At 44.3% G+C, this 26922-nt stretch carries 19 protein-coding genes and 1 pseudogene; 10 read left to right on the top strand and 10 right to left on the bottom strand.

What is annotated here, in order from left to right; translation table 11 throughout:
* The first annotated feature begins 29 nt into the window (after window positions 1-29).
* The 5 genes from MHI37_RS20940 to MHI37_RS20920 all read left to right on the top strand — a co-directional run bounded on the left by MHI37_RS20940 (window position 30) and on the right by MHI37_RS20920 (window position 7665).
* On the top strand, window positions 30-1868 hold the full coding sequence (locus MHI37_RS20940; protein ID WP_179090264.1) for a UbiD family decarboxylase: 1839 nt from the start codon (window positions 30-32) through the stop codon (window positions 1866-1868).
* A gap of 659 nt (window positions 1869-2527) precedes the next feature.
* The gene (locus MHI37_RS20935; protein WP_076338308.1) at window positions 2528-3562 is read left to right on the top strand and encodes an ABC transporter substrate-binding protein; all 1035 of its coding nucleotides are present in this window, start codon (window positions 2528-2530) and stop codon (window positions 3560-3562) included.
* 129 nt (window positions 3563-3691) lie between these two features.
* Window positions 3692-5305 (top strand): AraC family transcriptional regulator, encoded by a 1614-nt coding sequence (locus MHI37_RS20930; protein WP_256710620.1) that lies wholly within the window; start codon window positions 3692-3694, stop codon window positions 5303-5305.
* A 195-nt stretch (window positions 5306-5500) separates the two neighbouring features.
* Window positions 5501-7000: a DUF1538 domain-containing protein gene (locus MHI37_RS20925; protein ID WP_256710621.1), complete on the top strand. Its 1500-nt coding sequence runs from the start codon at window positions 5501-5503 to the stop codon at window positions 6998-7000.
* Complete coding sequence (locus MHI37_RS20920) at window positions 6997-7665, top strand: P-II family nitrogen regulator (protein ID WP_076338309.1); 669 nt, start codon at window positions 6997-6999, stop codon at window positions 7663-7665. Before MHI37_RS20925 ends, MHI37_RS20920 begins: the two co-directional genes overlap by 4 nt.
* A gap of 308 nt (window positions 7666-7973) precedes the next feature.
* Here MHI37_RS20920 and MHI37_RS20915 read toward each other — a convergent pair whose 3' ends face one another.
* From MHI37_RS20915 to MHI37_RS20895, 5 genes are all read right to left on the bottom strand, one after another.
* On the bottom strand, window positions 7974-8945 hold the full coding sequence (locus tag MHI37_RS20915) for an FAD-dependent monooxygenase (protein ID WP_256710624.1): 972 nt from the start codon (window positions 8943-8945) through the stop codon (window positions 7974-7976).
* Between the two features lie 21 nt (window positions 8946-8966).
* A complete protein-coding gene (locus MHI37_RS20910; RefSeq protein ID WP_076338311.1) occupies window positions 8967-9392 on the bottom strand; it encodes a DUF3995 domain-containing protein in 426 nt (141 codons plus the stop codon).
* Between the two features lie 2 nt (window positions 9393-9394).
* The gene (locus tag MHI37_RS20905; RefSeq protein WP_076338312.1) at window positions 9395-9994 is read right to left on the bottom strand and encodes a TetR/AcrR family transcriptional regulator; all 600 of its coding nucleotides are present in this window, start codon (window positions 9992-9994) and stop codon (window positions 9395-9397) included.
* Between the two features lie 328 nt (window positions 9995-10322).
* On the bottom strand, window positions 10323-11531 hold the full coding sequence (locus MHI37_RS20900; protein WP_076338313.1) for an MFS transporter: 1209 nt from the start codon (window positions 11529-11531) through the stop codon (window positions 10323-10325).
* Window positions 11532-11650: 119 nt separating this feature from the next.
* Window positions 11651-12820, bottom strand: a complete 1170-nt coding sequence (locus MHI37_RS20895; protein WP_076338314.1) for a serine hydrolase domain-containing protein — start codon at window positions 12818-12820, stop codon at window positions 11651-11653.
* Window positions 12821-12997: 177 nt separating this feature from the next.
* Here MHI37_RS20895 and MHI37_RS20890 point away from each other — a divergent pair, with 177 nt between their 5' ends.
* Together MHI37_RS20890 and MHI37_RS20885 are read left to right on the top strand one after the other, a co-directional pair.
* Window positions 12998-13456 carry an Lrp/AsnC family transcriptional regulator gene (locus MHI37_RS20890; RefSeq protein WP_076338315.1) on the top strand — a complete coding sequence of 153 codons (459 nt, stop codon included), beginning with the start codon at window positions 12998-13000 and terminating at the stop codon, window positions 13454-13456.
* Window positions 13457-13855: 399 nt separating this feature from the next.
* Window positions 13856-14263: pseudogene (locus MHI37_RS20885) on the top strand (ATP-binding cassette domain-containing protein); the annotation flags it as partial.
* 117 nt (window positions 14264-14380) lie between these two features.
* Here the strand turns inward: MHI37_RS20885 and MHI37_RS20880 are convergent.
* Entirely contained in the window at window positions 14381-15370 is a 990-nt protein-coding gene (locus MHI37_RS20880; RefSeq protein WP_076338317.1) for a DMT family transporter, read from the bottom strand.
* A gap of 163 nt (window positions 15371-15533) precedes the next feature.
* Between MHI37_RS20880 and MHI37_RS20875 the strand changes: the two genes are divergently transcribed.
* The gene (locus MHI37_RS20875) at window positions 15534-16406 is read left to right on the top strand and encodes a LysR family transcriptional regulator (RefSeq protein WP_076338318.1); all 873 of its coding nucleotides are present in this window, start codon (window positions 15534-15536) and stop codon (window positions 16404-16406) included.
* Window positions 16407-16608: 202 nt separating this feature from the next.
* Here the strand turns inward: MHI37_RS20875 and MHI37_RS20870 are convergent, their stop codons facing one another.
* The 4 genes from MHI37_RS20870 to MHI37_RS20855 all read right to left on the bottom strand — a co-directional run bounded on the left by MHI37_RS20870 (window position 16609) and on the right by MHI37_RS20855 (window position 20626).
* Window positions 16609-17982 carry an S-layer homology domain-containing protein gene (locus MHI37_RS20870; RefSeq protein WP_076338319.1) on the bottom strand — a complete coding sequence of 458 codons (1374 nt, stop codon included), beginning with the start codon at window positions 17980-17982 and terminating at the stop codon, window positions 16609-16611.
* Between the two features lie 208 nt (window positions 17983-18190).
* Entirely contained in the window at window positions 18191-18931 is a 741-nt protein-coding gene (locus MHI37_RS20865; protein WP_076338320.1) for a VanZ family protein, read from the bottom strand.
* Window positions 18928-19254, bottom strand: a complete 327-nt coding sequence (locus MHI37_RS20860) for a PadR family transcriptional regulator (protein WP_076338321.1) — start codon at window positions 19252-19254, stop codon at window positions 18928-18930. The genes MHI37_RS20865 and MHI37_RS20860 overlap by 4 nt, the downstream gene beginning before the upstream one ends.
* A 1027-nt stretch (window positions 19255-20281) precedes the next feature.
* Entirely contained in the window at window positions 20282-20626 is a 345-nt protein-coding gene (locus tag MHI37_RS20855) for a PH domain-containing protein (protein WP_076338322.1), read from the bottom strand.
* Window positions 20627-21324: 698 nt separating this feature from the next.
* Here MHI37_RS20855 and MHI37_RS20850 point away from each other — a divergent pair.
* Both MHI37_RS20850 and MHI37_RS20845 read left to right on the top strand, forming a co-directional pair.
* Window positions 21325-25503 (top strand): S-layer homology domain-containing protein, encoded by a 4179-nt coding sequence (locus MHI37_RS20850; protein WP_076338323.1) that lies wholly within the window; start codon window positions 21325-21327, stop codon window positions 25501-25503.
* 228 nt (window positions 25504-25731) lie between these two features.
* Window positions 25732-26913, top strand: a complete 1182-nt coding sequence (locus tag MHI37_RS20845; protein ID WP_076338324.1) for a serine hydrolase domain-containing protein — start codon at window positions 25732-25734, stop codon at window positions 26911-26913.
* Window positions 26914-26922: the final 9 nt, after the last annotated feature.

The following is a 26922-nucleotide window of genomic DNA, read 5'->3' as shown; positions in this document are numbered from 1 at the left end:
CAGCAAAAGAGAGGGATTGGAAAAATAGAATGATCTATCGAAATTTAGAAGAATGCATCATTGATTTAGAGAAGAATGGTCATTTGGTTCGTATACATGAAGAAGTAGATCCTCATCTGGAAATGGCAGCGATCCATATGAAGGTGTATGAGGCAGGCGGTCCGGCTTTATTATTTGAGAATGTTAAAGGCTCAAGCTTTCGTGCGGTATCCAATCTCTTCGGAACGATTGATCGCAGCAAGTTTATTTTTCGGCGTACGTGGAATTCCGTCCAAAACGTAATCGGTCTGCGAAATGATCCAATGAAGGCTTTGAAGAGCCCATTTAAACATATCGGAACTGGGCTGGCAGCTGTCACAGCTCTGCCCCTAAAGAAGTCCAGCAGCATGCCCGTAGCTATGCATGAGATCAGCATCACAGACCTTCCGCTTATTAAGCATTGGCAGGAGGATGGTGGAGCCTTTGTTACACTGCCTCAAGTGTATACGGAGGACCCGGAAAACCCCGGTATCATGAATTCTAACCTAGGCATGTACCGCGTCCAGTTGGACGGAAATGAGTATGAGCTGAATGAAGAGGTAGGCGTTCATTACCAAATACACCGCGGCATTGGCATTCATCAGCATAAGGCGAACAAGAAGGGAGAGCCACTTAAGGTTAGTATTTTTATAGGCGGACCTCCAGCACATACTTTATCTGCTGTTATGCCCTTGCCGGAAGGCATGAGTGAACTTACCTTTGCCGGATTGCTAGCCGGACGCCGTTTCCGCTACAGCTATCTCGATGGATTTTGTGTCAGCAATGATGCTGATTTTGTCATAACCGGTGAAATCCATGAGGGCGAGACGAAGCCTGAGGGTCCTTTTGGCGATCACCTCGGATATTATAGTCTGACACATCCATTCCCTGTTATGAGAGTGCATAAGGTTTATGCCAAATCCAATGCAATTTTTCCATTTACAGTTGTAGGCCGGCCTCCGCAAGAGGATACGGCATTTGGCGATTTGATTCATGAGCTGACTGGCAGTGCCATTAAACAAGAGATTCCAGGTGTGAAAGAGGTTCATGCCGTTGATGCCGCTGGGGTGCATCCGCTTCTCTTTGCCATTGGGAGCGAGCGTTATACGCCTTATCAGAAGGTGAAGCAGCCAGCGGAGATTCTGACCATTGCCAATCGTATTTTAGGAACGGGCCAGCTAAGTTTAGCCAAGTTTTTGTTTATTGCGGCAGAAGAGAGCGAGCCGCTGGATACGCATCATGTCGAGCATTTTTTAACCTATATTTTAGAGCGCTTGGATCTGCGCCGCGACATCCATTTTTATACGAATACGACTATGGATACGCTGGATTATTCAGGGACCGGATTAAACAGCGGAAGTAAGGTTGTTATTGCTGCGGCAGGTGATCAAAAAAGAAAGTTATGCAAAGAGGTTCCACATGAATTCGGCGGATTGGCAGGTTTTGATCATGCTCGTTTGGTCATGCCGGGTATTGTCGTACTCCAAGGCTCCGCGTTTACGAATTACGAGGATGCACAGCGCGAGATGAGCAGCTTAAGCAAGGCTCTTCGTGATAAGGGGACGCTTAGCGCTTGTCCGATGATTATCATCTGCGACGATAGTGCATTTATGAGTGCAACCATTAACAATTTTCTGTGGGCTACGTTTACACGCAGCAATCCTTCACATGATATTTATGGTGTAAACAGCTCTTATGAGAATAAGCATTGGGCTTGCGACAATCTCATTATCGATGCCCGCATTAAGCCGCATCAGGCGCCGCCATTGATACCAGACCCGGATGTTGAACAAAACATCAGGCGGTTGTTTGCTAAAGGGGCAAGCTTGAGCGGTGTTCAGATTTCTTAATTTAGAGGAATAGAAGTGCAGAACAAGCTCCGCGGCAGCGGGGCTTGTTTAGTTTAAAATACAGGGAAATATGGATTCTCCGAAACTGTTGATAACGATGCTGCGCCAGAAGCCGGAGAGCGTATAACGAAAGCTAACGGAAACCAGAGACGCTAAAGTTCCATTTTGGGTTAGCGTCACATTTTAACGGAAACCAGAGACTCTATTCCGCAGAAATAAAGCGAAATGCGGCAGATATGTTACAAATAGAGGCTCGTGTTTCCGTTACAATCTTGAAACGAAAAATAAAGGCGATTTAGCGTCTCTGGTTTCCGTTAGAAGTGTGAGCTGACGCGTCTGCCGTTTCATCTTGTTGCATAATAATTTTTACTCTATAAGCATCATGGGTTCCGAAGAATCCTGAAATCACGCGTTTAGATAAAATGATAGTGAGCGAATGGTCATTGTATCAGTGGAACAGAGTGATATAATTAGCTTTGAACGAAATGATAATGATAATCATTACTATATAGATTTAAACTTTAAAAATGAAGTGTTAGCGAAGCGAGAAGATCGTTCTACTCGCGCAGCGCCCACAACGTAAATTTCTAGTTTAATTTATATATTATATTATATATTTTATTTCGTTACTTCAACGCTTACATAGGAGTGTGTAGAAAATGGAAAGACTCGCAAGATCACGTAATATCGTATTGAAGGGGATAATTACTCTTCTAATTGTCATGACAGCGCTCATTGGATGCGGTAATGCTCAAGAGGAGCAGCCGGCAGCAGAATCGACGAATCAAGGGGATACAGTAAAAACTGAAACAGTCACAACGGATAAAGAGAGCGAACAGCCCGGCACGAGTGAAACTCGAATCGTTGAGGATCATTTTGGCGAAGTAGTGATCCCGGTCAAGCCGAAACGAATAGCAGCTATTTATCTTGAGGATTATCTTGTCGCTCTAGGTGTGGAACCGATCGTACAGTGGTATCATCCGAACTGGGGCAAACAGGATTACTTAAATTTAAGCGCTCCCCAATTCGATATTACAGGTGATATAGAAGCGCTGCTTGCAGCAGAACCCGATCTCATTATTTCTGATGGCTTCGCGGATGCGGCCATATACGAGAAATACTCCAAGGTCGCTCCAACCTATCGATTAACGGACGATATTCAAAATGGCAGCTCTACAGAAATCCTTCGTAAGATTGCGGATCTCATCGGTGAGCCTGAGAAGGCAGAGGAATTGCTGAAGGATTACGATTCTAAAATTACCGATATGAAAACCAAACTGCAAGCAGCAATCGGGAAGGAAACCGTTGCCGTTCTGCGACTTAATATCGGTGAGAATGATATAAATCTACTAGGAATCAAAAATAGATTTGTTGGTTCCATTTTGTACAAGGAATTGGGATTGAGCGCGCCGAAGCTGGTTGCAGATATGGACAAGTTTATCGATAGCCTTTCTATGGAGGTACTGCCGGAGCTTGGAGCGGATCATATCATTATTCTTACTTCGAATGGCACGTGGTCATCCGCCGAGAATAAAGAAACGATAGATGGTTTAATGAACAATCCGATCTGGAAAAGCGTCCCGGCCGTTAAGAATGGTCATGTATATCAAGTGGATCGTTCTTACTGGCAAACGGGAGCTTTCACAGCCAATCAGCTCAAGCTGAAAGATTTGGAGAGGTTTCTGCCGCAATAAATGATATATGCTTCTTTATTAAACTCGGAGAGAGAGTATTTCAACTGTATAGTTGAAGTGCTCTCTCTCTTTTCGCTATAATAGTTAAATGATAATAATTCTCATTATTTAAAGGGGACGGGTTAACCTATGAATGAAGAAGGAATAGAGAAGGCTGTCTCGCCTAGCCAATTTTATCGATTATGTGGAATATGCGATATGAAAATTGCCCCCTTACAGCAGCATAAAGCGTTGAAGAATGAAAACTATCAAATGATAGTGATCATATCCGGTAAAGGGAGACTCCTTCTTGGCAAATCAGGCTATCCTCTGGAACGCGGCAAATGCTTTATCGCCGAGCCAGGACTAACGATTGCAAGCGAAGCGGGCGATCAGGGATTGGAATGGTATAAGTTGACTTTTGAGGTACTTCATATTGGAAACCTCAGATCACCTAGTGAGGAACTTCAGTCACCTGCTGTGTTTCCTTGTATTGGGGAAGTCGAATGTGGTCCTTTCTCTCACTGGCTGGAATGGGTTGAAGGGCTTTATCATCATTATCAATCGGAAACGAACGACGAGTTAGGCTTATTAGATCAGCATATACGTTTTCAAGAGCTGCTTCGTCATATATTTAAGCATAATCTCTCAGATTCTCTTGTTGCAAACAGCCGTCAAGCTGTGGAGGCTACGATCGAGCAGCTGCACTACAATTATGGCGACTTATGGACAGTGGATCGTATGGCGGCAGCTGCTAACATCGGTCGCTGGCAGTACACGCGTCTATTCAAAGAAATTACAGGTGAAGTTCCGCTGCAGTACTTGTCAGGTATCCGAATCAATCAGGCTAAGCATCTGCTGCAAGCAACGGATGACCGTTTGTACGATATTGCCCAGAATATCGGGTTTGGCAATGAATATTATTTCAATCGCCGTTTTAAGCAAACAGTCGGGCTCTCACCTGGGCAGTATCGTCGTCATTATCGCGAGGAAATTCGTGTTTTTGCTCCTTTTTTGGAGGATTTTCTCTTGGCACTCGGCATAATGCCGGCACTACAGGTTTCGTTCTCTAAATGGGGGACACAATCCTATTTGGGGCTCGATCATATTCCTGCTGTCGTACTTACGAATGAACCTCAAGCTCCTTTGGCCTGCAAGTTGGATTTTATTATGGTGGAATACGGTTTTCCTGCAAAATGGAATTGTGATCTCTTTGAGAAGAAGGTACCGCAATACATAATGCCCGATCTTGGCGAGAGTTGGCAGGAAACTTTACGAACAGTGGCGGATTTAATCGGAATAGGCAGCAGCACCAAGGTAACTGAGGTGATTGATCATTATGAACGAAAAGCAGATTTAGCCCGAAAGAAGCTTTATGCAATTCGACATCAAACGGTTGCTTTTCTGCGGATAAGTTCGGAGGCCATTATATTATATGCGGGTCCAGACAAAGGCTATACAGGTCCAATTCTATATAAAGATCTAGAGCTGACGCCACACCCACTCGTAGAGCAAGTAACGAGCGGTGTCCGAAGAGCGGAGCTGACCCCAGAATTGCTCGCGCAGCTGGATGCTGACCATTTGTTCGTGACCTTCGAAGTATCAGAGCAGGCGAAGAAGGAGCTATGTATGACTTCTATCTGGCAGTCGCTGCCTGCAGTCGTTCATAACCGCGTTTATGAGGTTGATTATCTCAGTTGGATGAATTACGGTATCCTCTCCCACGGTAAGAAAATTGATGATGTGCTGCGTGTGCTTGCTTAAGGGGTGATTGTGTTATATCGTCATGAATGCTAAACATAAGGATAGATATAGTTCCAAGGGTGTAACGATATATGCGCAGGCAGTGGTCGTATTCACCAGTGTTAATCTGGTGGAAACGGATACATAATTTCATTATTTACTGTTTTTTACATCAATCATCAGGTAAACTAAGTATACAGGACAACAGAGAAAGGGATGATGAATACCTTGCATGTGTTATTAGAGAAGTTAAAAGAAGTCTTTTACGCGGTACTACCCATTACCTTAATCGTTATTATTTTGCATTTTACCTTGTCACCGCTTGATCCCATGGTACTATACAGATTTCTTATTGGAGCCGTTTTCATTATTATTGGGCTCTCAGTCTTTCTGTTCGGTGTCGAAATTGGAATTACGCCTATGGGAAGTAAAATGGGCGCAGCCATAGCAAAGTCGAATAAGATTTGGATTGTCTTAATAGCTGGTGTCTCACTTGGCTTCTTTATTTCGATTGCAGAACCGGATTTACATATTCTTGCGGGTCAAATCGAACTTGTAACCTCTGGAGATATATCTAAGATAGGCATCGTGGTTATTGTATCCATTGGTATTGCGGTACTCCTCTCCGTTGGTCTGGCGAGAATCGTATACAATATTCCGCTTTATAAATTATTAACCGTGCTGTATTTCATCATTTTTGGACTAGCTTTATTCACTTCACCGGAGTTTCTAGCAATCTCCTTCGATTCTTCAGGAGCAACGACTGGCGCCTTAACGGTACCGTTCATGCTAGCTCTCGCCTTAGGTGTATCTTCATTGAAAAAAGATAGCATGGCCTCTGAGAAGGACAGCTTCGGTCTTGTTGCAGTCGTCTCTGCTGGCGCAATAATAGCTGTAATGATTATGAGCATCGTTACTAGACAAGACAAGGCATCTGGTAGTCTTGGGCATCACGAATCTTCTGCTGGCTCTTTAATGGGTCCATTCTTTCACAAGCTGCCTATCATTGCAGGTGAAATTACGTTGGCCTTGCTGCCGATCCTGATCATTTTTATTATTTTCAACAAAATCTCATTTAATTTGTCTAAGTTTGCTTTTCGAAAAATAATTATCGGTGTTCTCTTCACCTTTTGTGGTCTTGTTCTATTTCTTGTGGGAGTAAACGCAGGTTTTATGGATGCTGGCAGCTTAGTGGGATTCACATTGGCCGCCCTTGATAATAAGGCATATATTATTATTGTCTCGCTTTTAATAGGTCTAGTTGTAGTACTTGCAGAGCCTGCAGTATACGTACTGACTCAGCAAGTTGAAGATGTGACAAGCGGTTATGTAAGTCGTAGAATCTTACTCTTGACTCTCTCAATTGGAGTAGGCGCTGCTGTTGCGCTGTCGATGGTTCGGATCATCGTTCCTGAAGTTGAATTATGGCATTATCTACTGCCTGGCTACCTGATCTCGATTGCGCTTATGTATATTGTTCCTAAGTTGTTCGTGGGCATGGCATTTGACGCTGGAGGTGTTGCATCGGGTCCAATGACAGCGACATTTATTTTGGCCTTCGCGCAAGGGGCGGCCGAGTCCATCGATGGTGCAGATGTGCTGGTAGACGGTTTCGGAATAATCGCAATGGTCGCAATGACACCAATTATTTCCTTACAAATTCTAGGATTAATCTTTAAGATAAAATCTAAAAAAGGAGGGCTAGAACAAAAATGACTGAGCATACCGAATTAGAGAATATTGAGTTGCTTTGTATTATCGTCAACATTGGATTAGGAAACAAAGTTCTCCATGTTTCAAAGCAATGCGGGATTAAAGGTGGAACTATCTTTTTGGCCAGAGGCACTGTTAATAACCGTATTCTAAAAATGCTTGCACTCTCTGATGTTAAGAAAGAAGTCGTGCTCATGGTCTCTAATAAGAATGCAGTCGAACAGCTCGTGCAACTACTCGATCATGATTTTAATTTTGAAAAACCGAATCACGGAATTGCATTTACTACATCCATAACGAACATTTTCGGTGTTAGCAGCCTTAAAAGTGAAAAATCTGTAGAATGTAAGGGAGGAGATCTGCCGATGTATCATTCGATCACTGTGGTGGTGGATAAAGGGAAAGCCGAAGATGTCATTGATGCTGCAACCAAGGCGGGTTCTAGAGGCGGTACAATTATTAATGCTAGAGGCGCAGGCATCCATGAAACAAGTAAAGTATTCTCGATGGAGATCGTTCCAGAGAAAGAAATGGTATTGATTCTCTCTGAAGGTGAAAAAACCGATGCCATTGTTGACTCGATTAGAACTGCACTCAAGTTGGATGATCCAGGTAATGGAATGATTTACATTCAAGAAGTAAACAAAACTTATGGTCTGTATAAGTAGATGGGAACTATAGATCCTTGTTATTGTTGAGAAGGGCAAACAGAAGATCAATCCTGGACCAGAAGATAAACTGATGGTGGGAATGACAGTTGTTATAGCTGGAGAGAGAATACAAATTAAGCTGCTGCATGATTTGCTGCTAGAAGGATAACACAGGTTATGCTGTACATTATAAGGGGCATAGAATCAGTTTGAAGATTCTATGCCCCTTTTGTTGCCAACATGTCGGAAGACTGAAGGGAATGCAGCGCGGGGGACTATGCGATCGGCTAACACCGTAGTAATATCTTAGAGGGCCTACTAAGAGATTACATTAGAATATCGGAACTTCCCCACCTAAAGGGAAAGAATCCTCCCACCACGGTAGAAGGACTGCTTTTTATAAATGTTGTTCCGTCATTTCGCCGAAGGGTATTTCGATTTTTTGTCACTAGATATAGTGACAAAAGCCAGCTCATCGAGCCATTCCGGAATGAGATTGCTTTCAAGCCCTTCAGATTCATGTAAAGCGATACAATTGCTCGGCTTGCCGCTTCCTCAATCGCTTGACAGGCCCCTTGCCCCATATTTGGCGTAATTGCGTGCGCCGCATCGCCGATGAAAGCAATGCGATCAGCATAAAATTGTTCCATGGGTTCGATATCCACAACATCGCGATGAATCATTCGATTGCCTAGCGTGCTCTCCAGTAGACTTGGAATGGGTTCGTGGTAATTTCGGAACCGTTCGTACAAGTCCTGAGGCGAATAGGCCGCCAATACGGGATCATTGGCCTCCGCGTTCACCAGCGCATACCTGTACCTATTTTCAGAATAAATCGACTTGCGGATTGGGGAATGAATACCGTCAGCCGCGATTAAGAGCGCACCTTCCACAGCACTGTGATCGTGAAAGTGAACCTTTACACATTCATTGCCGTGTTCAATCTGATCGCATATCTTTCCCCATTTTACTGTTCCTGGCTTGAGTGCTTCTAATAAATGCCGATGAAGCTCGCTCCGATGAATGGCATACATCGATTGGAAACCGTTTGGAACGAGCATCTTTGTGATAAAACTCCCTTGATCCGTCAGCATATGAAATCCGTTGCTCTCGTAGCCTTCATCCATAATTTTCTCCGCGACCCCGAATGGGCCCAGCGCTTGTAAGGCGTTAGGAGCGATAATAATCCCCGCTCCAACGACAGTAGGATCTGGATTCCTTTCATAAACAATTGCCTCAAGCCCCAGCTTCTGCAGCGCAATGCCCGCACACAGCCCGGCAATTCCTCCGCCTACGATGATAATCGGTTTAGCTATGGCTCACCCTCCAATTGGAATTGAAGCAAGAAATGCTAGGGACAGAACAGCGCATAATGGTACGTACAGGTAGGTATCCATTTTTGCGAAAGCCGTTTCACGCTTTTTCTTAAAAATGCCGAAAAAATCAAACTCTCCGATCACCCTAAGCGCAAATATGGCCGCACACACCCATGCGCCCGAACGAACGATAAAAGAAGGGAGGAGCGCAGTCATAAGACCGGCTTCCATAAGCAGCAGTAGAGCTGCCGAAGCAACCAATATTGCCACAAGCACTGTTGCGGCAATTCCTGGAGCAATGGCGCGGCTCCCCTCCTGCTCCGGGAGAACGGCTTTCAATCCCCGCTTGCCGCCGAATGCCCAATAGATATGCCATAGGCTGATGACGAATAAAAGACAAGCAGCAATTACTACGAATACGATCGGCATGACTAAACCTCCGCTTTACAGCAGATGCCATTCCAGACGATATCCAGATGTTTCTCGAATCGATCGACGATGTTTGGGCTATCAGCGTCAAGCAGGGTCCATGTCATCAATGTATGAAAATAGGCACCGACCACTGCAGAAGCAATAAGCTCCGTCTCCAGTTTGCTGTGCAGCATTCCGGTTTGCTTCGCTTCGTTGATCATGTCCATCAGCATATGCTGCAGTTTCCTGACGCTATTGGATTCCAACTCCGCGAGGAATGCCGAGCGAACGAGTTCGCCGACGACCAGTCTCATCAGATCACCCCCCTCGCTGTATCGCTTGAGCAATCCACCGAGCAGAGCACTAATTTTTGTTTTCGGATCTTCGATCTCGCGATACCTCTCCAAGCTCTGATCCAGTAGTTGGAGCTGCGATTCGCCGAGATATAATAAGAGTTCTTCCTTTTTCGAAAAATAATTAAAAAACGTTCCTTTCGCAATTCCGCAAGCTGCCGCTATCTCTTGGACGGTAACCCCCTCATAGCCTTTCTCCTTAAACAACTGGATCGCCCGCATAAAAATATGTTCCTTTGTATCTTGTTTTCGAGCCTCTCTGAGCATGGACTCACTCCTTCAAGTATGACTTTAATTGTAAAATGACCATGGTCATTTTGTGACTATGGTCATTATAATATATTGGAGCGGTCGCCGTCTATCCAATGGAAGACAGTGAACAGAAAAAGAATTGTCATTGGAGATTGATATACGATTAACAAATACTAAGGCATCCAAGGGGTGCCTTATTAAATTGCCTATAATGGCTATTTGGTAATTATACATCCTTAACTAAAAATCCCCACATTCATGGAATGTCGATCAATTTGCTAATTATCCCTGTATTTGTGTAGACTATTCAGCTGATTATTATGACATTGCAAGTTTGTATGCCTCAGCGCCTTTTTGAAGGAAATCCGTGTTCTATAGCGCGCCACGCTACTAGCAGCGCAAGGATCAGTAGAATAAACAATGCCCACGGGAAGGAGCCGACGCCAAGTGTTTCGATCAGAATACCGCCTATCAGACCGCCGCCGCCGATGGCCAGATTCCATGACGTCACCAGCATCGACTGAGCCACATCTGCACTCTCACCGCTGGCTTCAGCAACTGCTGTCTGTAGCAAAGTCGCCGCTCCACCGAACGTCAACCCCCACACAGCAACCACTAGATAGATCACGATGGGCTGATTGCCACTTATGCCTAGTGCGACGGACGCCAAGGAGAAAGCAGTGAGGCTGATCAGAACCAATGGCCGCAATTTGCGGTCGATTAAAACACCGATGACCCAGATTCCAATAAGCGCTGTAATGCCGAAAATAAGAAGGACCAAGTCAACGTGCTGGGTAAGCCCAGCTTGGGCAAGATACGGTGCAATATAGGTATACAGGATGTTATGTGCCAGTACCCAAGCCAGAACGACAAATAGTATTGGCCGTACCCCTGGGGTGAGGAAGACTTTTCGGAGAGGAAGCCGTTTGTCTGCGGCCTCACCTGGATAGTCGGGCAGCTTCCAAAGCACCCAGGCAACCAGCATTAGAGCCAGCAACGACATGATTCCGAAGACAGAGCGCCAGCCTACAAGGTCACCGAGTAGTGTTCCAGCAGGGACACCGAGCGCCAGGGCGAGAGGCGTCCCGACCATCGCCACCGCCATTGCTCGTCCCTTAAGTGATTCCGGCACCATCCGGCGGGCATAGCCTGCTAGCATACCCCATAAGACACCAGCGGATACGCCCGCGAAGAACCGAGCTACTAGCGTCAATATATAGTTGAAAGAAAATGTAGTGAAGGTGTTGAATACGAGAAAACCAAGGATACATATGAGCAGCAGTGGTCGCCGCCGCCACCCGCGCGTCGCGGTGGTCAAGGGAATCGCGGCCAATAGTGAGCCTAGGGCGTACAGGGTGACGAGTTGACCCGCAAGGGCCTCTGAGACTCCAAGACCCTCACCAATCTGGAGCAGCAAGCCGGCCGGAATTGTTTCTGTAAGAATACAGATAAATCCCGTCATAGCTAGGGCGAGTAATCCAGCCCATGGGAGACGTTCAGAAGAGGGAATGTTGGAGACACTTTGTGTGGTAGAAGTTGTGTTTTGGCTCATTTCAGAAGCACCTTTCTTGTATAAGTTGCAGATTATATGATGCACGGCATAGCGATTAATCGGCTAATAGAATGAAGTGACGTATTAATGTTGTAATGTTATTTCTCTATGATCGTTTTCTATTTCTTAATTCTTTCATAAACGGCTTCACAAAGGTCAATGGTAAACTGACCTGACATGCCTTCCAGTGCGGTATTGGTGAACGCCACGACGCTGAGCCGCTGCTTAGGATCAACGAACCACGAATGACCATAGGTCCCCCCCATGCGCCATGTACCTGGGGATTCCGGGGTGTCTGCGGCGACAGGATTCTTTAGCAGCGTAATACCGAGGCCGAAGCCTCGCCCTGGCCAAAAGGCCATGGGTAGATCACCGATCTGGTTGGTAGTCATTTCGCGAACCAGGGACTCCGGCAGCAGGGGCGCTCCACCCTTGCGTAATGTTTCCAGCAGTTGCAAAAAGTCTCCGGCGCTGCCGACCATACCAGCCCCTCCAGAAGGATAGGCAGTTCCGTCAAATGCCCGCCCGGGGGCAAGTCGGAAGCCTGCCGTGTTCTCCACAAAGGCAACGCTGTCGGGATCATGTAAAGGTCGTGGTTCTGGAAAAGCATTGGCATAGGCAGTGGTCAGTCGTGCAGGGTTGACTGCGATAAAACAAGTGTCGTTCATACCAAGTGGCTTAGTCACCAGCGAGTGTATGGCTTCGCTGAGTGATGTTTCTGTTACCTTTGCAATTACTGCTCCCAACACATCAGTCGCGATGGAATATTTCCATTCAGTGCCTGGCGTATAGAGGAGCTGTACAGAGGCTAGACGACGCAGGTTCTCTTCCAATGTGATGCCGGACTGATCCATGCCATCCGATACCCCGGCTCGCTGATAGGAACCATCTTCTTCTTGGAGAAATCCGTAAGACAGACCCGCGGTATGCGTCATCAAGTGACGAATCGTCAATGTCGCGAACTCGCCGTTCTGCAAACGTGGCCGAAACTCTGGAAGCCAATGATCAACGCGGTCGTCCAGCTGTAAGCGACCTTGAGCAACTAATACTAGTGCAGCCGTTGAAACGATTGGTTTGGTAACCGAGGCGAGTCGGAATAAGTCATCTTCTTGCATGTGCAGGTTCATCTCACGGTCGGCAAGACCGGCAGCACGGCTATAAACCAGGACCCCATCTATCGCCACTTTAATAACAGCGCCGACCAAACGCTTGTCGGCAAGCGTTCGATCTATTACGTCATCAATGCGGCCTGGTAAACATTCTGAATTAATCTTGTTTGAATACAACATACTCAATATATTCATCCTTTCGGAATAGTTAAAGCATTGAATACTTTACTATTGTAATTATATTATATAAACTTAGTTACCTTGATTACATAAGGCAACTAAGTTAAATTAGCCTTTTAACAAGTAAAGACAAGTTAGTTCGAAGGGAAAACCTTAAATTTAAAGGAGGTGGTTTTGATGGACCACGTTGATAAGAAAATCCTTTTTCACCTTCAAAGCCAAGCGAGAATTTCTATGACGGAACTAGGGAAATGTGTTGGCCTATCACAACCCGCAGTAACAGAAAGAGTTAAGCGTATGGAAGAGAAGGGGATCATCAGCGAGTATCGCACCATTGTTTCCCCTGAAAAAATTGGAAAACATGCTGCTGCTTATATGCTGATTCATTCGAGGGATTGTAACGCATTTCTTGATTTCTGCCGCTCAACTCCCGATGTTGTCGAATGTCACCGTATTAGTGGGGAACATAACTACTTATTAAAAGTAATGACAGACTCCACAAAAGCCCTCGAGGAGTTCGGAAATCAATGTGATAAATACGGGACCTATACGATTCTAATCGTGATGTCATCGCCAATCGATCATAAATTTCTTATACCTTCACTTGAAGAAGCAAACTTAAACCTGCTGGGTTAGATGAACATAGTAAACAACGAAACGTTAGGGAATCGGTATCTAACGGTCAAGAAGCAATTAAAAAGACATTATGATTATAATCAGACAAGTTTTCTCTTAGGAGAGAGCTTGTCTTCTTTTTTTATCTGTGAGGAGAACGAAAGTATACCTGAATTCGACTAAGTTGCTACGTTCGGATAGTAGAATGTGCGAAAGCAAGAGGGGAATCTTAATTATGTAAGAAACGTGTTATCGAGATTAAAAAACTTAATTTACTGGAGGAATAATAACAATGTCCAATGAGAACGAATCAAAAGATTTCAAGATTGAAGATTTGGAGAAGCCGTTGACGGAAATGGAAATGAAAGAAACAACCGGCGGTGCGGGGAAATAGGGGCAGGAGGACAAGTTATCACCGTTGCTTCGATGGATGAGGTGATGGCGGCCGCCATGCTTGCAGGAGCCGACGAATTCATCATGACATTTCCGAATGGCTACGACACAAAGGTAGGAGAGCGGGGGGCAAGCCTATCCGGCGGGCAGCGCCAACGCATCTCCATAGCGCGGGCACTGATTGGAAATCCGCGAATTCTGATCTTCGATGAAGCGACGAGTGCGCTCGACAATGAATCCGAGAAGACGATTCAGCGGAATATGAGTACGATACTGAAAGATCGCACAACTCTCATCATCGAGCATCGACTGAGCACCATTCGGCATGCAGATCGCATTCTCGTTCTGGATCAAGGGGTTATCGCAGAGTCAGGTACTCATGAGCAGCTCATGATGGATAAAGGCCTTTATCATATGCTGGTTAGTCAGCCGTAAGAGTAGGTTTTAAAAAATATACACTATCGCAAGGAGGCAGGCTTTCTGTTTCCGGGAGAGCTGGTCTTCTTTTCTTTGCTTCTCTGAAGGCATGCCGACTTGGCATCCTCCGCCAAATTAGACGAATGAATCTTTGAAAGTTTCTTTCTTATGAATAGTCAGATCAGGCTTGATAGCTCGATCTTGGCGGGTTGTGCTTCTCTGATAGGCATTGTTTCGTATTAGTGCAAAGATAATGAGCAGTGTCCCGAAAAATTCATAAACACTGATATTGTAGCCTTGAAAAGCCATAATGATAAACGTGGTAATCGGAACGAAATTGATAAACAATATGCCATTCAGCGGCGATAATAACTTGATCCCTAAATTCCAGCTGAGCAAGGCCACTAGCCCTGGCAATAGGATCATAAAGGACATTTCGTATTTGATCGAGAGTATCGTTTGCCAGGTTGGAACAGGAAGCAGATTCGCGGAGGATGCGATTGCAACAATGACAAAAGAAACGGCGCTTCCTAGCAAGCAGGTTAAAGTAGAATAGCGCAATATCGACCAATCTCTAAACCGACTTCCCCCCATGGAATAGATTACCCACCCGACAACTCCTGCGAAAATGAGCATTAGCGGAAAAAGATGCTGCCCTGCCATCATGAAAAAAGTCATTTTTCCATTAGTGATGACTAGCAACGCTCCAGCTAATGCGATAGCTGTACTCGTAAACATGTATTTTTTTGGAGTGGTTTTATAAGTAATCCACAAGACCATGATGGATATTATGGGCATAAGCACTTCCATAATCGAGGCGGCTATCGTACCTGACTCCCCCATGAGCTGCTGTCCGAGAAAGACTGACATATTATAGACCGTAAATGCCATCGTTCCATAAAACAATAAAGCTTTGCCCCTTCCTTCCAAGCGAAATGCCGACTTTCCCTCTTTAAACCAAAGCAGCACACTGAGGATGATACCAACAATGAAGTAGCGGATAAACGAGAAATAGAACGGATCAATTTGTTGTAAAGCAAGATGTGCAACAGGAAACATTGCTCCCCAAGACATACTTGCGATGAGGCATAGCACTGACCCAATGATGATTTTTTTCGTAAGCATGAATACTCTCTCTCCCTAGCTGAAATTTGCCGTGTTATGGTGTAAGACTAATGATAGGGAGTTATAATGCTTTAGTAAAATGATTGTAAATAAAGTTTATCATCATTTATAATGATAGAAAGAAACGGAGATCATCATATCGGAGTGCGGGGGAGGGATCGTATTGGAGTTTAATGATTTGAAAATATTTCAGACTGTTGCAGCACATGGCAGTGTCAGCAAAGCTGCATTAGAGCTGAATTACGTTCAATCGAATGTAACAGCAAGAATTAAGCTGCTGGAGAAAGAGCTTCAGACGTCACTGTTTTATCGGCACAAGCGCGGGATGATCTTAAACACGGAAGGAAAACGGTTGCTGGAGCATACGAGAGACATATTATCAAAAATGGAGAAGATGAAGAGCAGCTTTTTAGATAAATCCTCCCCTTCCGGTGTACTCGAAATTGGTATCGTGGAGACGGTGGCTGCTTTGCCCAATATTTTATCCTCCTATCATAGCAAGTATCCAAATGTTGAAATATCATTAAAAGCAGGAGTAACAGATTTTCTACTGGATAAGGTCGTTGATATGAAGCTCGACGGAGCGTTTGTTTCAGGTCCCATCAAGCATCCGTTAATTGAACAGATTGAGGTTATTCAAGAAAAGCTGGTAATCGTCACTAAAGGAAGCAGTTTTTCTACGGAGGATATAAGAACTAAGCCTTTGTTGTTATACAATAAAGGCTGTGGTTATCGCGAAAGGCTGGAGGGCTGGCTAAAGGCGGAAGGTATTATTCCTAAGCAGATTATGGAGTTTGGAACGTTTGGGACGATTATAGGCAGCGTAGCTGCTGGCATAGGCATAACGATTATTCCGGAATCATCCATTGCCGATCTGGCTGCTAGTGGTACCGTATTTTGTCATCCTGTGGCCGAGCCCTATCGTGAAATCACGACGATTTTTATACGGCGCAAAGACTCGTATTTAACCAGCACTGTCAGCTGCTTTATAGATGAAATTATTGCTCGAGCTAGACTTTCCATTCCTAGTACCTGATGCTTCCGCTGCTTGACGGTAAGGGGCGAATACCCCAGATCATATTGAATCCTGACGCGGCTGTTCGGGATACGGGAAGAAGTGGCTGCGATATGACAATTAGGGCGGAAAGTTTCCGCCCTAATTGCATACAAAACGAGTAAATGAGCCTACATAGGCGAGGAAGTATAGAGGAATGTTCTTAAAATGAAGCGAAGACGGCCTATTTCATCAACGAAGAATAGTTTACAAATATCTTCGCAGCTTGTGCACGAGTCGTCGGGTCATTTGGCATAAACTTACCGTCTGTTCCACTTATAATTTCAAATTCATGAAGCATCGAGATGGCAGTTTGCGTTTCTGTATCTAAGCTTGCAATATCGGAGTAAGGAGCAAGTGCAGCTGCAGAGTAGAGCTCGCCTTTGGCAAGTTCATAAGAACGCTTTACCATAAGCGCTAGATGAGCACGCTTAATTGGTTCGTTTGGCTTAAAGAATCCGTCATTTTCTTTAACAATCCCGAACTGATAAGCGGCAGCAATTTCAGCTTGAGTATTTGAATTAAATTGTTGTATATCTTTAAATGGAGAAGCTTGGTCTGTTTTCAGACCGAATGCACGTACCAAAAGCGATGTAGCTTCTGCGCGTGTCAATACTTTTTCTGGTTTGAATGTGCCATCCGAGTAACCGAATACAATTCCTGCTTCTACTGCTTGTTCAATAAAGGGTTTCGCCCAATGTTGATCGATATCTGAGAATTGTGGAGTGGGTACATCACCTTCAGATGATCCTGAATTGTCAGCTAGCAGCTGTTTGCCAAATGCTTCTGCCACTGCTTTATATCCAGCTTCGCTCAGATGAATATTAGAGCTGTTTGGCAAGTAGGTTGGATAATCCTTCGAGATGATATCCATTGTGGGCACATAAATAGCTGTAGTGCCTTTCATACCAGCCTGTATAGCTCCATTTAGGCCATCCAGCAGTTGTCCAAGTTGTGGCTGGTATTCTGCAGCAAGATAAGGGAATGAATTATAATAGCCCATCACATAGATTTGAACAGTGGGATTAATCGTATAAATGCCTTGTAAAATCTGACTGTAGTTTACTCCTACATTCTGAATCGCAGCAGTGATATCTGCTAAATTAAAAGTCGGGGTTCCAGATGCTGGATCAATTTTAATGTTAGGCAATACATCATTTGAACCAATACTAATGGTAATAAGGTTAGCTTCGGCAATGGAATGATGAAGTTCAGCTTGTTGATTTTGGTGACCGATTCCAAGAATAGGTTTGGATACATTTTCTTTTAAGTCTTTTAAAATATCTGCTGTCGCATATCCAGGATAGGAGAAGCCTTTATTAGACGATTGTAAAAGATTTAAGGATTGTAATGAAGCTGCTAGAAAATCAGGGTAGCCATTTCCAGGCTGTCCTTCTGGAGTTATGCCGAAAGCCAGCGAATCACCGAGTGCCAGATAGTTAATCGTTGTAACTTTAGTCGGGGTTGCCGACTCGGCACCATCCGCCATAGCAAGCGTAGGGACAGCTACAAAAAGCAATAAAAGTGCCAGTGTGAAGATCGTACGAAATTTAAACATGAATTTCAAATTCCTCCTATTTTGGTTTGAATTTTTTAGCTCACTGCTGCTTCTATTATACAGGATGCTAGAGTGGCATTGACTATAGTCTATCAAATAAATCCAAAAGATTCTGTAATCTCAGTTACAGAATCAGATGAATGAGTCATTAAGTTTCGAATGTACTTCTTTAATCCAAAGCCGCACGCTGAGGATGATACTACGGTGTTTACTGACCGATTCGTTTCCATTCGTATTGCTTGGTCCTCCAATAACGCCGTCCTTTCCCCATCAAATGAAAACAACCGAACCCAATCAAACTACCGATGGCATATAAAATGACATCATCGATGTCTGCGACTCCAAGCCGAGTTATCAGTTGAACGCCTTCAAGCAATACAGCTGCGACGACTGATAGGCAGAGAAATCGAGACAGAGTAATTTTTTTCTTTGCCAATAAAGGAAGCAGCAATCCAAAAGGAACAAACAATAGCATATTTCCAACTAGATTATTAAAAATGATATCGGGATTATACTGGGTAAAATTCATAATATAATTAGCTGTCGATTTAAAGGGAATAATGTTTAGAGTGCCTCCATATCTCTTGCCAAATTGAAGCGTAATTCCATTGTTTATGAATTCTCCATACATCAACCTAGTAACCGTTCCAATAAATAAAATTTTAATTACGGTAAGGATGTAAATAACTGCAGCCGACCAGGCTAGTCCCTTAAATAACCGTTGGAGGGGATTTATAGCTGCCACCAGCTTATTCCGCAGCTCCTTCTCTTCACCAAAATCGTAGATTGCACATTTTTCTGCATCCTCTACACGATAGCCTATGTTTAAGTATTGTTTCTTGAGCTGCTGCAGATGATCGAATATTTCATCAAATAGTTCATCTTCTTCCTTTTCGGATACCCCATGACCTTTAACAATCCTTTTAGCATACAGTTCCAGCCGCTTCATGCCATTCCCCCCGTTACAGTTCCAATTAGCTTCGTGATTGTCTTCCACTCCTGCAGCTTATGCTCAAGCACCGTTTGCCCATGTTCCATTATCCGATAAAACTTGCGACGCCCGCCTTCATCGGACTCTCCCCAGTATGATTGAAGATAGCCTTTCCCTTCGAGCCGTTTTAATGCGGGATAAAGTGTACCTTCACTCATACTGTAATCGTCGTCACTATTTCTTTTTATTTGCTGTATAATCGCATATCCGTAGGTATCCTGTCTTGAGATCACGGACAATATCAGAATATCGATGCTGCCTTTCATTAGTTCCTTATCCATTTCAAATGCACCTCCATTAATTGACATTGTATAACACACTACCTCGTTATACAAGTTTTGAAGCAGGAAATTTAGATTTAAAAGAAGGAAGCACCGAAAGCAATGGATAAAATTGAACGTAATCAGTTGACATCTATATAAGTTGAACTAAACATTTACGTTTTGGTCGCTGCGCGAGTAGATCATTTCACCATACTTTCTCTATATTTCTCCGGAATGAAACGCGCTGGCGCCGCCGAAGGACGGCGATAGCCGTTTCACCTTGGTTCAAGGTATATCGTTTAATGAGAAGCAGCCTAGCCTGCACTTTGTACACTAGAAACCTCACATGAGAGCCGTTTCAGATGGCTACATTGTAATTATGCAGTAGAATTAACTCCAAACCAACGAATATCGCCCTAGAATAGGCCATCTATTGCACAAACTACAGTGTACGTATCGAGTCAGGCAAGTAACGTCGATTACATTATACAAACTGCAGCGTAGCCTCGTCCTATCGCGCTATTTCCTAAACGAACTAACCCAACTCTATCAGTTGAACCAAAGAAATCGGCGATGTCCTTGACTGATTTTCCTTTAAGATCTACATACAACGCTTGATAATGTTCATACCTGCCTGTTCAAATTAATTTCTTTCTTATTCGACATGCAGGTCGTTATTTCCCTACCATAGGTTTCTAAAACTTAAGTTCAACTTATATAGCCAGAGACAGGAAGAAAAAGCACAGGTGAAAGAACCTGTACTAGCTTTGATAGAAAGGCTGTAAGGAATGAATCGTTTAATGAGAATCAGCCAATGTCTGGACACTCAATAAGATGTGTTAAGTAAAAAGAAGATGGCTCCTGAATTCGTCAGGAGCCATCTTCTTTCATTCCCATTGATAGCGAGATTCACTGAGTATAGACGTAAATGTTAACTTTGCTAAGGGTTTTTGGGTGACAGCTAGGGGTCAGTCCACATTGATGGCTGCTGCGGCACCTCTCTTTGTAGCAGGAGAAAGGGAGGTCAGCAAAGCCATATAGCTGTCTATTCCATAGTACCGGCAATCTCTAGTGATCGATGCTTAATACGTGATTTTTCAACTGCGGATCCTAGCAAGTCTGCTACTTCAGTAGGTTTTCTTATATTGAGAAGCTTAAATTCGGAATGGCTTGTATCGGATGAAAATACCGTGATATCTCCTATTCTGAGGATCCGTTCCCATAAGCTTCGTTTTGAAGTAATATCTCTGATCCGGTAGAGGCGGATTTCATCACGTCTCTTTGTTAAGATTCCCTTTTCCACTATAATTCTTGATTCTGTAATCTGATATTTTGTAAAGCTAGGAAATCCAAAATTGAAGGGCTTTCCTTCCCACAATACTTCGTCCATTTTGTTCCTCCTACCGCTATAAACTCCAATAGTGAATTTAATTAATCATATTTTACCATAATATATGAATCTAGCGGCAATGAATATTATTTTCAAAATACTGCTGATCTTCCTGCCAGCCCCTGACCTGACTCATCATCCAACGTAGCGAGTAGCGATGATTAAACTCGCGCTCAATAAAAGCGGCAATGATTTCAAGTGTCCAGCTCTTAGAATGGTCGTACTAGTTCGATGGGTTCAGTGCTATAGGAAGAGGCTACGCTGCAGTTTGTACAACGTAATCGACGTTACTAGCCTAACAAGGAACGAATACTGTAGTTTTTACAATAGATTGTCTATTCTAGGGCGATATTTGTTGGTTTGGAGCTCATTCTCCTGCAAAATTACAATGTAGAGTTCTGAATCAGCTCTCATGTGAGGTTTTCATTGTACGAAGTGCAGTGTAGACGCTTCTCCTTCATCTAGCGGAAGCTTTAGTGCATGATCTAGCGAGTTCCGGGTCGTACACGGCTAAGGATGCTGCAAGGATAGCTGCGCATTGGAGTTTAGATGATCTACTCGCGCAGCGCCCAAAACGCAAATGATTAATTGGGGTGATCCCCCAGCCCTTTTTTTAATTTCGTATATAACCCCCTTTTCTTTCATAATTCTTTCATAGCGTTTTGTTATGCTTCCATTGGAGGGATTTCGTATTAATAATGAATATGGATGAAGGAGCGGGTGAAAAATTGTTATCTATTAAATGGAGAAAGACTGTTCGCCGTTCTTTGGTGTTTGTATTGTTGTTCAGCTTGATCGTTCCATTCAATCTCTATACGGCAGATGCAGCTCAGATAGTGACTGAGAGTCGGCAAATGGTACGGATCTCTGCGGGAGGTTTTCATTCGCTCGCATTAAAAGCGGATGGCACTGTTGTTGTATGGGGTGACAATAGTCTTGGTCAAACGACCGTGCCAGAAGGATTGTCAGATGTAGCCTCGATTGCCGCGGGATACAATCATTCACTCGCTTTAAAAGCAGATGGTACTGTTGTCGCATGGGGAGAAAACAATCACGGTCAAACGACCGTGCCGGCAGGATTGTCCGACGTGGCGTCGGTCGCCGCGGGATACGGTCATTCACTGGCGCTAAAATCGGACGGAACTATAATCGCATGGGGTCTCAATGATTATGGTCAAACGAGTATTCCAGCTGGACTGTCGAATGTGGTGGCAATCGCTGGGGGAGGATATCATTCGCTGGCTCTAAAATCGGACGGCACCGTCGTCGCATGGGGTTACAACGATTTTAGCCAATCGAGCGTGCCGATTGGACTAACCGGAGTGGTGTCAATCGCCGCGGGAGAGGCTCATTCGCTCGCATTCAAATCAGACGGCACTGTTGTCGGATGGGGGCTCAACGGTAATGGTCAAACGAGCGTTCCGGTAGGACTAACCGGAGTGACGTCGATCGCTGGGGGAGGACTTCATTCTCTCGCACTAATATCGAATGGAACCTTAGTCGGATGGGGCCTCAATGGTAATGGTCAAACGAGCATTCCGGCAGGACTAACCGGAGTGATGTCGATCGCGGGAGGAGAAAAACATTCGCTGGTGCTAAAAGTGGATGGCACGATCCTTGCGTTTGGAGATAACAGTAAAGGTCAAACATCCGTACCAACAGGGCTGGATTTGCCTGTGAAAGGTAACCGGATCGTCGCTGGAGGAAGCTTCTCCCTAGCGATAAAAGCGGACAGCACTGTCGTTGGATGGGGAAGGAATGCGTCTGGAGAAAGAGAACTACCGGTAGGCTTGAGCGGCGTCGTATCGATCGCCGCCGGTGACTATCATACTCTGGTGCTAAAATCGGACGGTACTGTGGTTGGGTGGGGAAACAACGATTATAATCAAACAATCATGCCGGCTGGAATAACCAAAGTGGTATCGATCGCCGCTGGAGCACTTCATTCGCTCGTGCTGAAATCGGACGGTACTGTCATCGGATGGGGACATGATTTATATGGTCAAAGCAGCGTACCTGCGGGCTTAAGCGATGTCGTATCGATTGCTGCAGGTTATTTTCATTCAATGGCATTAAAATCGAACGGTACGGTGGTGACATGGGGTAGCACTATTTATGGTGATACGACCGTACCAGCAGGATTAACCGATGTGGTATCGATCGCTGCAGGCGAATTTCATTCGCTTGCGCTGAAGGTAGACGGCACTATAGTCGGATGGGGAAATAATGTTTATGGTCAAAGCAGCGTCCCTGCGGGATTAAGTGATGTCGTAGCGATTGCTGCGGGAGCAAACCATTCACTTGCACTAAAGTCGGACGGCACGTTGGTTGCATGGGGACTAAATAATTATAATCAGCGCAGCGTACCGGACGGCTTAAATGATGTCGTATCGATTGCTGGGGGGAATTATCATTCGCTCGCATTACAAGCGGATGGAACGGTCATCGCTTGGGGGCGGAATTCCGACGGCGAAACGACCGTACCCGGTAATACCAATTTGAGCAGCTTAATGTTGCAGGAAGGGGGATTCACGCAGTCCTTTGATCCTACCGTGACAGCCTACACCTATTATTATGACGGACAATCGCTGCCTAGTATCCATGTGACACCGACACTTGAGGATACGACCTACTCGCAGTTGTATGTGAATAATGAGCTGGTGACGAGCGGCAGTACGAAGGCGATCAACATTGCGGGAGTGATCTCGGACATGGATGTACTTGTCCGAGTCGAACCATATTTACAGCTGAGTAAAACCTATACGATTACGCTATCGATTGATTCAACGGCTCCGGTCGTGCAATTCAGCACCAATGGCGGTGCGGCGGCATCGACGTCCGCAGCTAGTTTGGTGACGGTGAGCGATACGCAGAGCGGCATCGACTCTGCTTCCTTGAAATATGCGTGGACACAAAGCACCACTGTCCCTTCCAGCGGATGGACGGACTTCAGTGATGGAGATACGCTAAGTCAAGCCAGTGGTACTGGCAATTGGTATTTACACATTCGAGCCACAGACAAAGTCGGCAATGTGGTCGATAAGGTTTCCAATCCTTTTGTTCTGGATAACACTGCCCCGACTGCAGTCGTTTCCAGCTCGTCAGGCAGTACGGTCAACGCTTCTTTCCCTGTGACAATCTCCTTTAGTGAACCTATCCATGGCTTCACAGAGAATGATATGGTGATTGAGAATGGAACCGTATCGGATTTAGTTGCCGTGACCTCCTCGACGTATAAGGCTACCGTTAGCCCGACGACTAGCGGACAAGCTGTGAAGATAACGGTGGCTGCCGGAACTGTAACGGATGCGGCAGGCAATCTTAATACGATATCCAATACGCTGCTGTTACAATATGATACAACCAAGCCGGTTGTCACATTTGGAAACTTTACAGATAAACAACGGTTTATTGTTCAACCTACAGAGGTTACGGTTTCGGTTTCCGAAGCGGTATATTGGATTGCCGGTGGAGCCCAGTTACATGGAGGGGATGCACTGCAGCTCATCAGCATGCAGAAGGATGGAGAGGTATTCTCAGCCTATACAACAAGCTATGATGAGCTCTCACACACTTTTACCTTAAGTTTTAATGACCTGTTGAAAGATGGGGATTATGAGTTGCATGTTGCTGGAAATGTGGTCAGAAACGCCAATCATAATGAGCTGGACGCAGCAAGTGCGAGCTTTACCGTGGATGTGCCTGTGATCACGGGTATTTCCGCTCATCCAGCCAGCGTGGAAAGTTCGGGAGGCAGCATTATAGCTACAATAGCAGGCAGCAATCTGATCGGTCAGACCATCCAGATCTATGTAGATGGAGTCGAAACTGCTGCGGCCAATGTGGGAAGTGAGACGAGCGCGGAAGCCACGGTAACACTTCCATCAAACACGACTCAAGCGGTTAAAACCCATCTATTAACGATTTATCTAAACGGAGTAGAGGTGGCAGGCCAATCCGCTGCGGTTAGTGTGTTGTACAAGGTATCATCATCAACGGAATCAAGTAATGGATCAAGTAATGCCGATTTAGCTGCATTAAAGGTAATTGTAGCTGGCAAGGAACTCATTTTATCGTCTGCCTTCACGCCTGGGATTAAGGAATATAACGTAGAGACAGACGTGGACCAAGTAGAACTGCAATTGACTTCTTCTGATTCTAAGGCAATTGTCAAACTGAATGGCAATCGCATTAGTGAGACGACAAACGTGCAGTTGGCGCTGGGAGCCAATGTGCTTAGGATTATAGTCCAAGCCCAGAATGGTGCCTCTAGAACTTATACCGTATCGATTAATCGTATTGCGAATAAGGATACAGGCTCAACTGATTTTGCATGTCTATTTACAGATGTTGAGAATCACTGGGCAAAATCTGATATTTGTGAAGCGGCAAGCCTGGGAATCGTTGAGGGAGTTTCAGTACATTCCTTTGTGTCCGATCACTACGTTACAAGAACGGAGTTTGCGGCTATGCTGATGCGGACCCTCCAAATCAATATCAGTAATGATAAAAAGGATTTGCCGTTCAGCGACAAGGACAGTATACCTGAATGGGCGCGATTGATGATTCCGACAGCAGTAGATGAAGGAATCCTAGAGGGGTATTCCGACGGTAAGTTACGGCCAATGCAATCGGTAAACCGGTCAGAAATGGCTGCGATGATCTCAAGGTCAATGAAATGGAATGCTGGCAGTACAGAAAGTCCATTCTTCTCTGATGATGCAAGCATCCCAGCCTGGGCTAAGGCTGATATAGAAGCTGTCAGTGAGCACGGAATTCTAGTAGGACGAAGCGGCAATCAATTTGTACCGTATGGATTAACTACGAGAGCTGAAGCTGCTGTCGCACTTGTACGGCTTTGGAAAGTTCTTCATTAGTACTCAAACCAAGCAATGCATATGAAGTGTAAAACCCTCCACAGAGTTTTCTGTGGAGGGTTATTTGGATTTTCGTTCTATAAACGCTGTGGACAGGTGGATTTTTATAGGTTGCAAAAAAGTCGTCTTAACCTTGAATTTTGACCGCTTACGGTAAATGCATTTCTAAATCTTAAGCCATCGATTAGATTAATGTATGACAAGTACATGAAGCGAAAGGTGGTTCATATGAAAAAAGGAATTAAAATATTGCTTGGCGCAATCATCGTAGTTGTAATTGGATTTGGATTATTAACCTTTATCAATAGGCCAATATCTGAAGCGGCAGTTAATGAAAAAATTAAAACACACTTAACAAAAGTACTGAAAAAAAATGATTCGTTATCTAGCGTATTGTTGACCATTTACTCTAACCAGTCAGGGTACTTTGAACAATTTGCAGTAGGTACTAAAAATCAAATCTCAGATCAACCTGTTCAAACGGATAGTCAATATCATGCAGCCAGCATTGGTAAAACCATGTGTGCTGCCGTTTATGGCATATTAGTAGACGAAGGTAAAATCAGCTATGACGATAAGATTAGTTCTTGGCTAGACGAGGACATCCTTAAGGGATTATTTGTAATAGACAGCATAGATTATCGTGATCAGATAACATTAAGACACTTACTGAGTCATACATCAGGAGTGGGGGATTATTTTGAAGGGCCAGTAAAAAGCGGGAAACCTATAATAGAAATGATTTCATCTCATCCGGATCTTTCATTTACTCCAGATCAGTTGATTGCGTTTACTAGAGAAAACCAGAATCCTATAGGAAAACCAGGACAGCAATTTTATTATTCGGATACGGGGTATATTTTGCTTGGACTTATTCTGGAGGCGATCGAGGAAAAGCCATATTCGGATATTTTAGCAGAAAAAATATTTGAGCCTTTGGGTATGAATGATAGTTATTTAATGTTTTATAATGATGCACCGGCTGATATTGTTGGGGTTTATTTGAATGGCATTGATTATAGCGACAAAAACGCATTATCGATCGACTGGTCAGGCGGTGGTGTTGTGACTACTATGAATGATTTGTTAAATTTCATGAGGGCTTTAGAAAATGGGGTTTTACTGTCTGATGAAGTTTATAGACAGATGACTGACTTTAAGCATCGCTATGAAAAGGGTATTTATTACGGTATGGGCATGATGTATTTTGACTTTAGTGAGTTGTCATTCCTGCTTGGCTCAATGACAGACGTTTATGGTGGTGTCGGAGCAACAGGGACTTATATCTTATATGATAAGGAAAAGGATACCTTTTTTATTGCTAATTTTGGTTCACTTGATTTTGCGGAAAAAGGGATAGAAGAATTAGTAAAAATAAGAATGATTTATGATAGGATGATAGTTGAATAGTAGTTTAAT

Source organism: Paenibacillus sp. FSL H8-0548 (assembly GCF_038630985.1).
Taxonomy (GTDB): Bacteria; Bacillota; Bacilli; order Paenibacillales; family Paenibacillaceae; genus Pristimantibacillus.
This window is presented reverse-complemented; position numbering and strand designations above follow the sequence as displayed.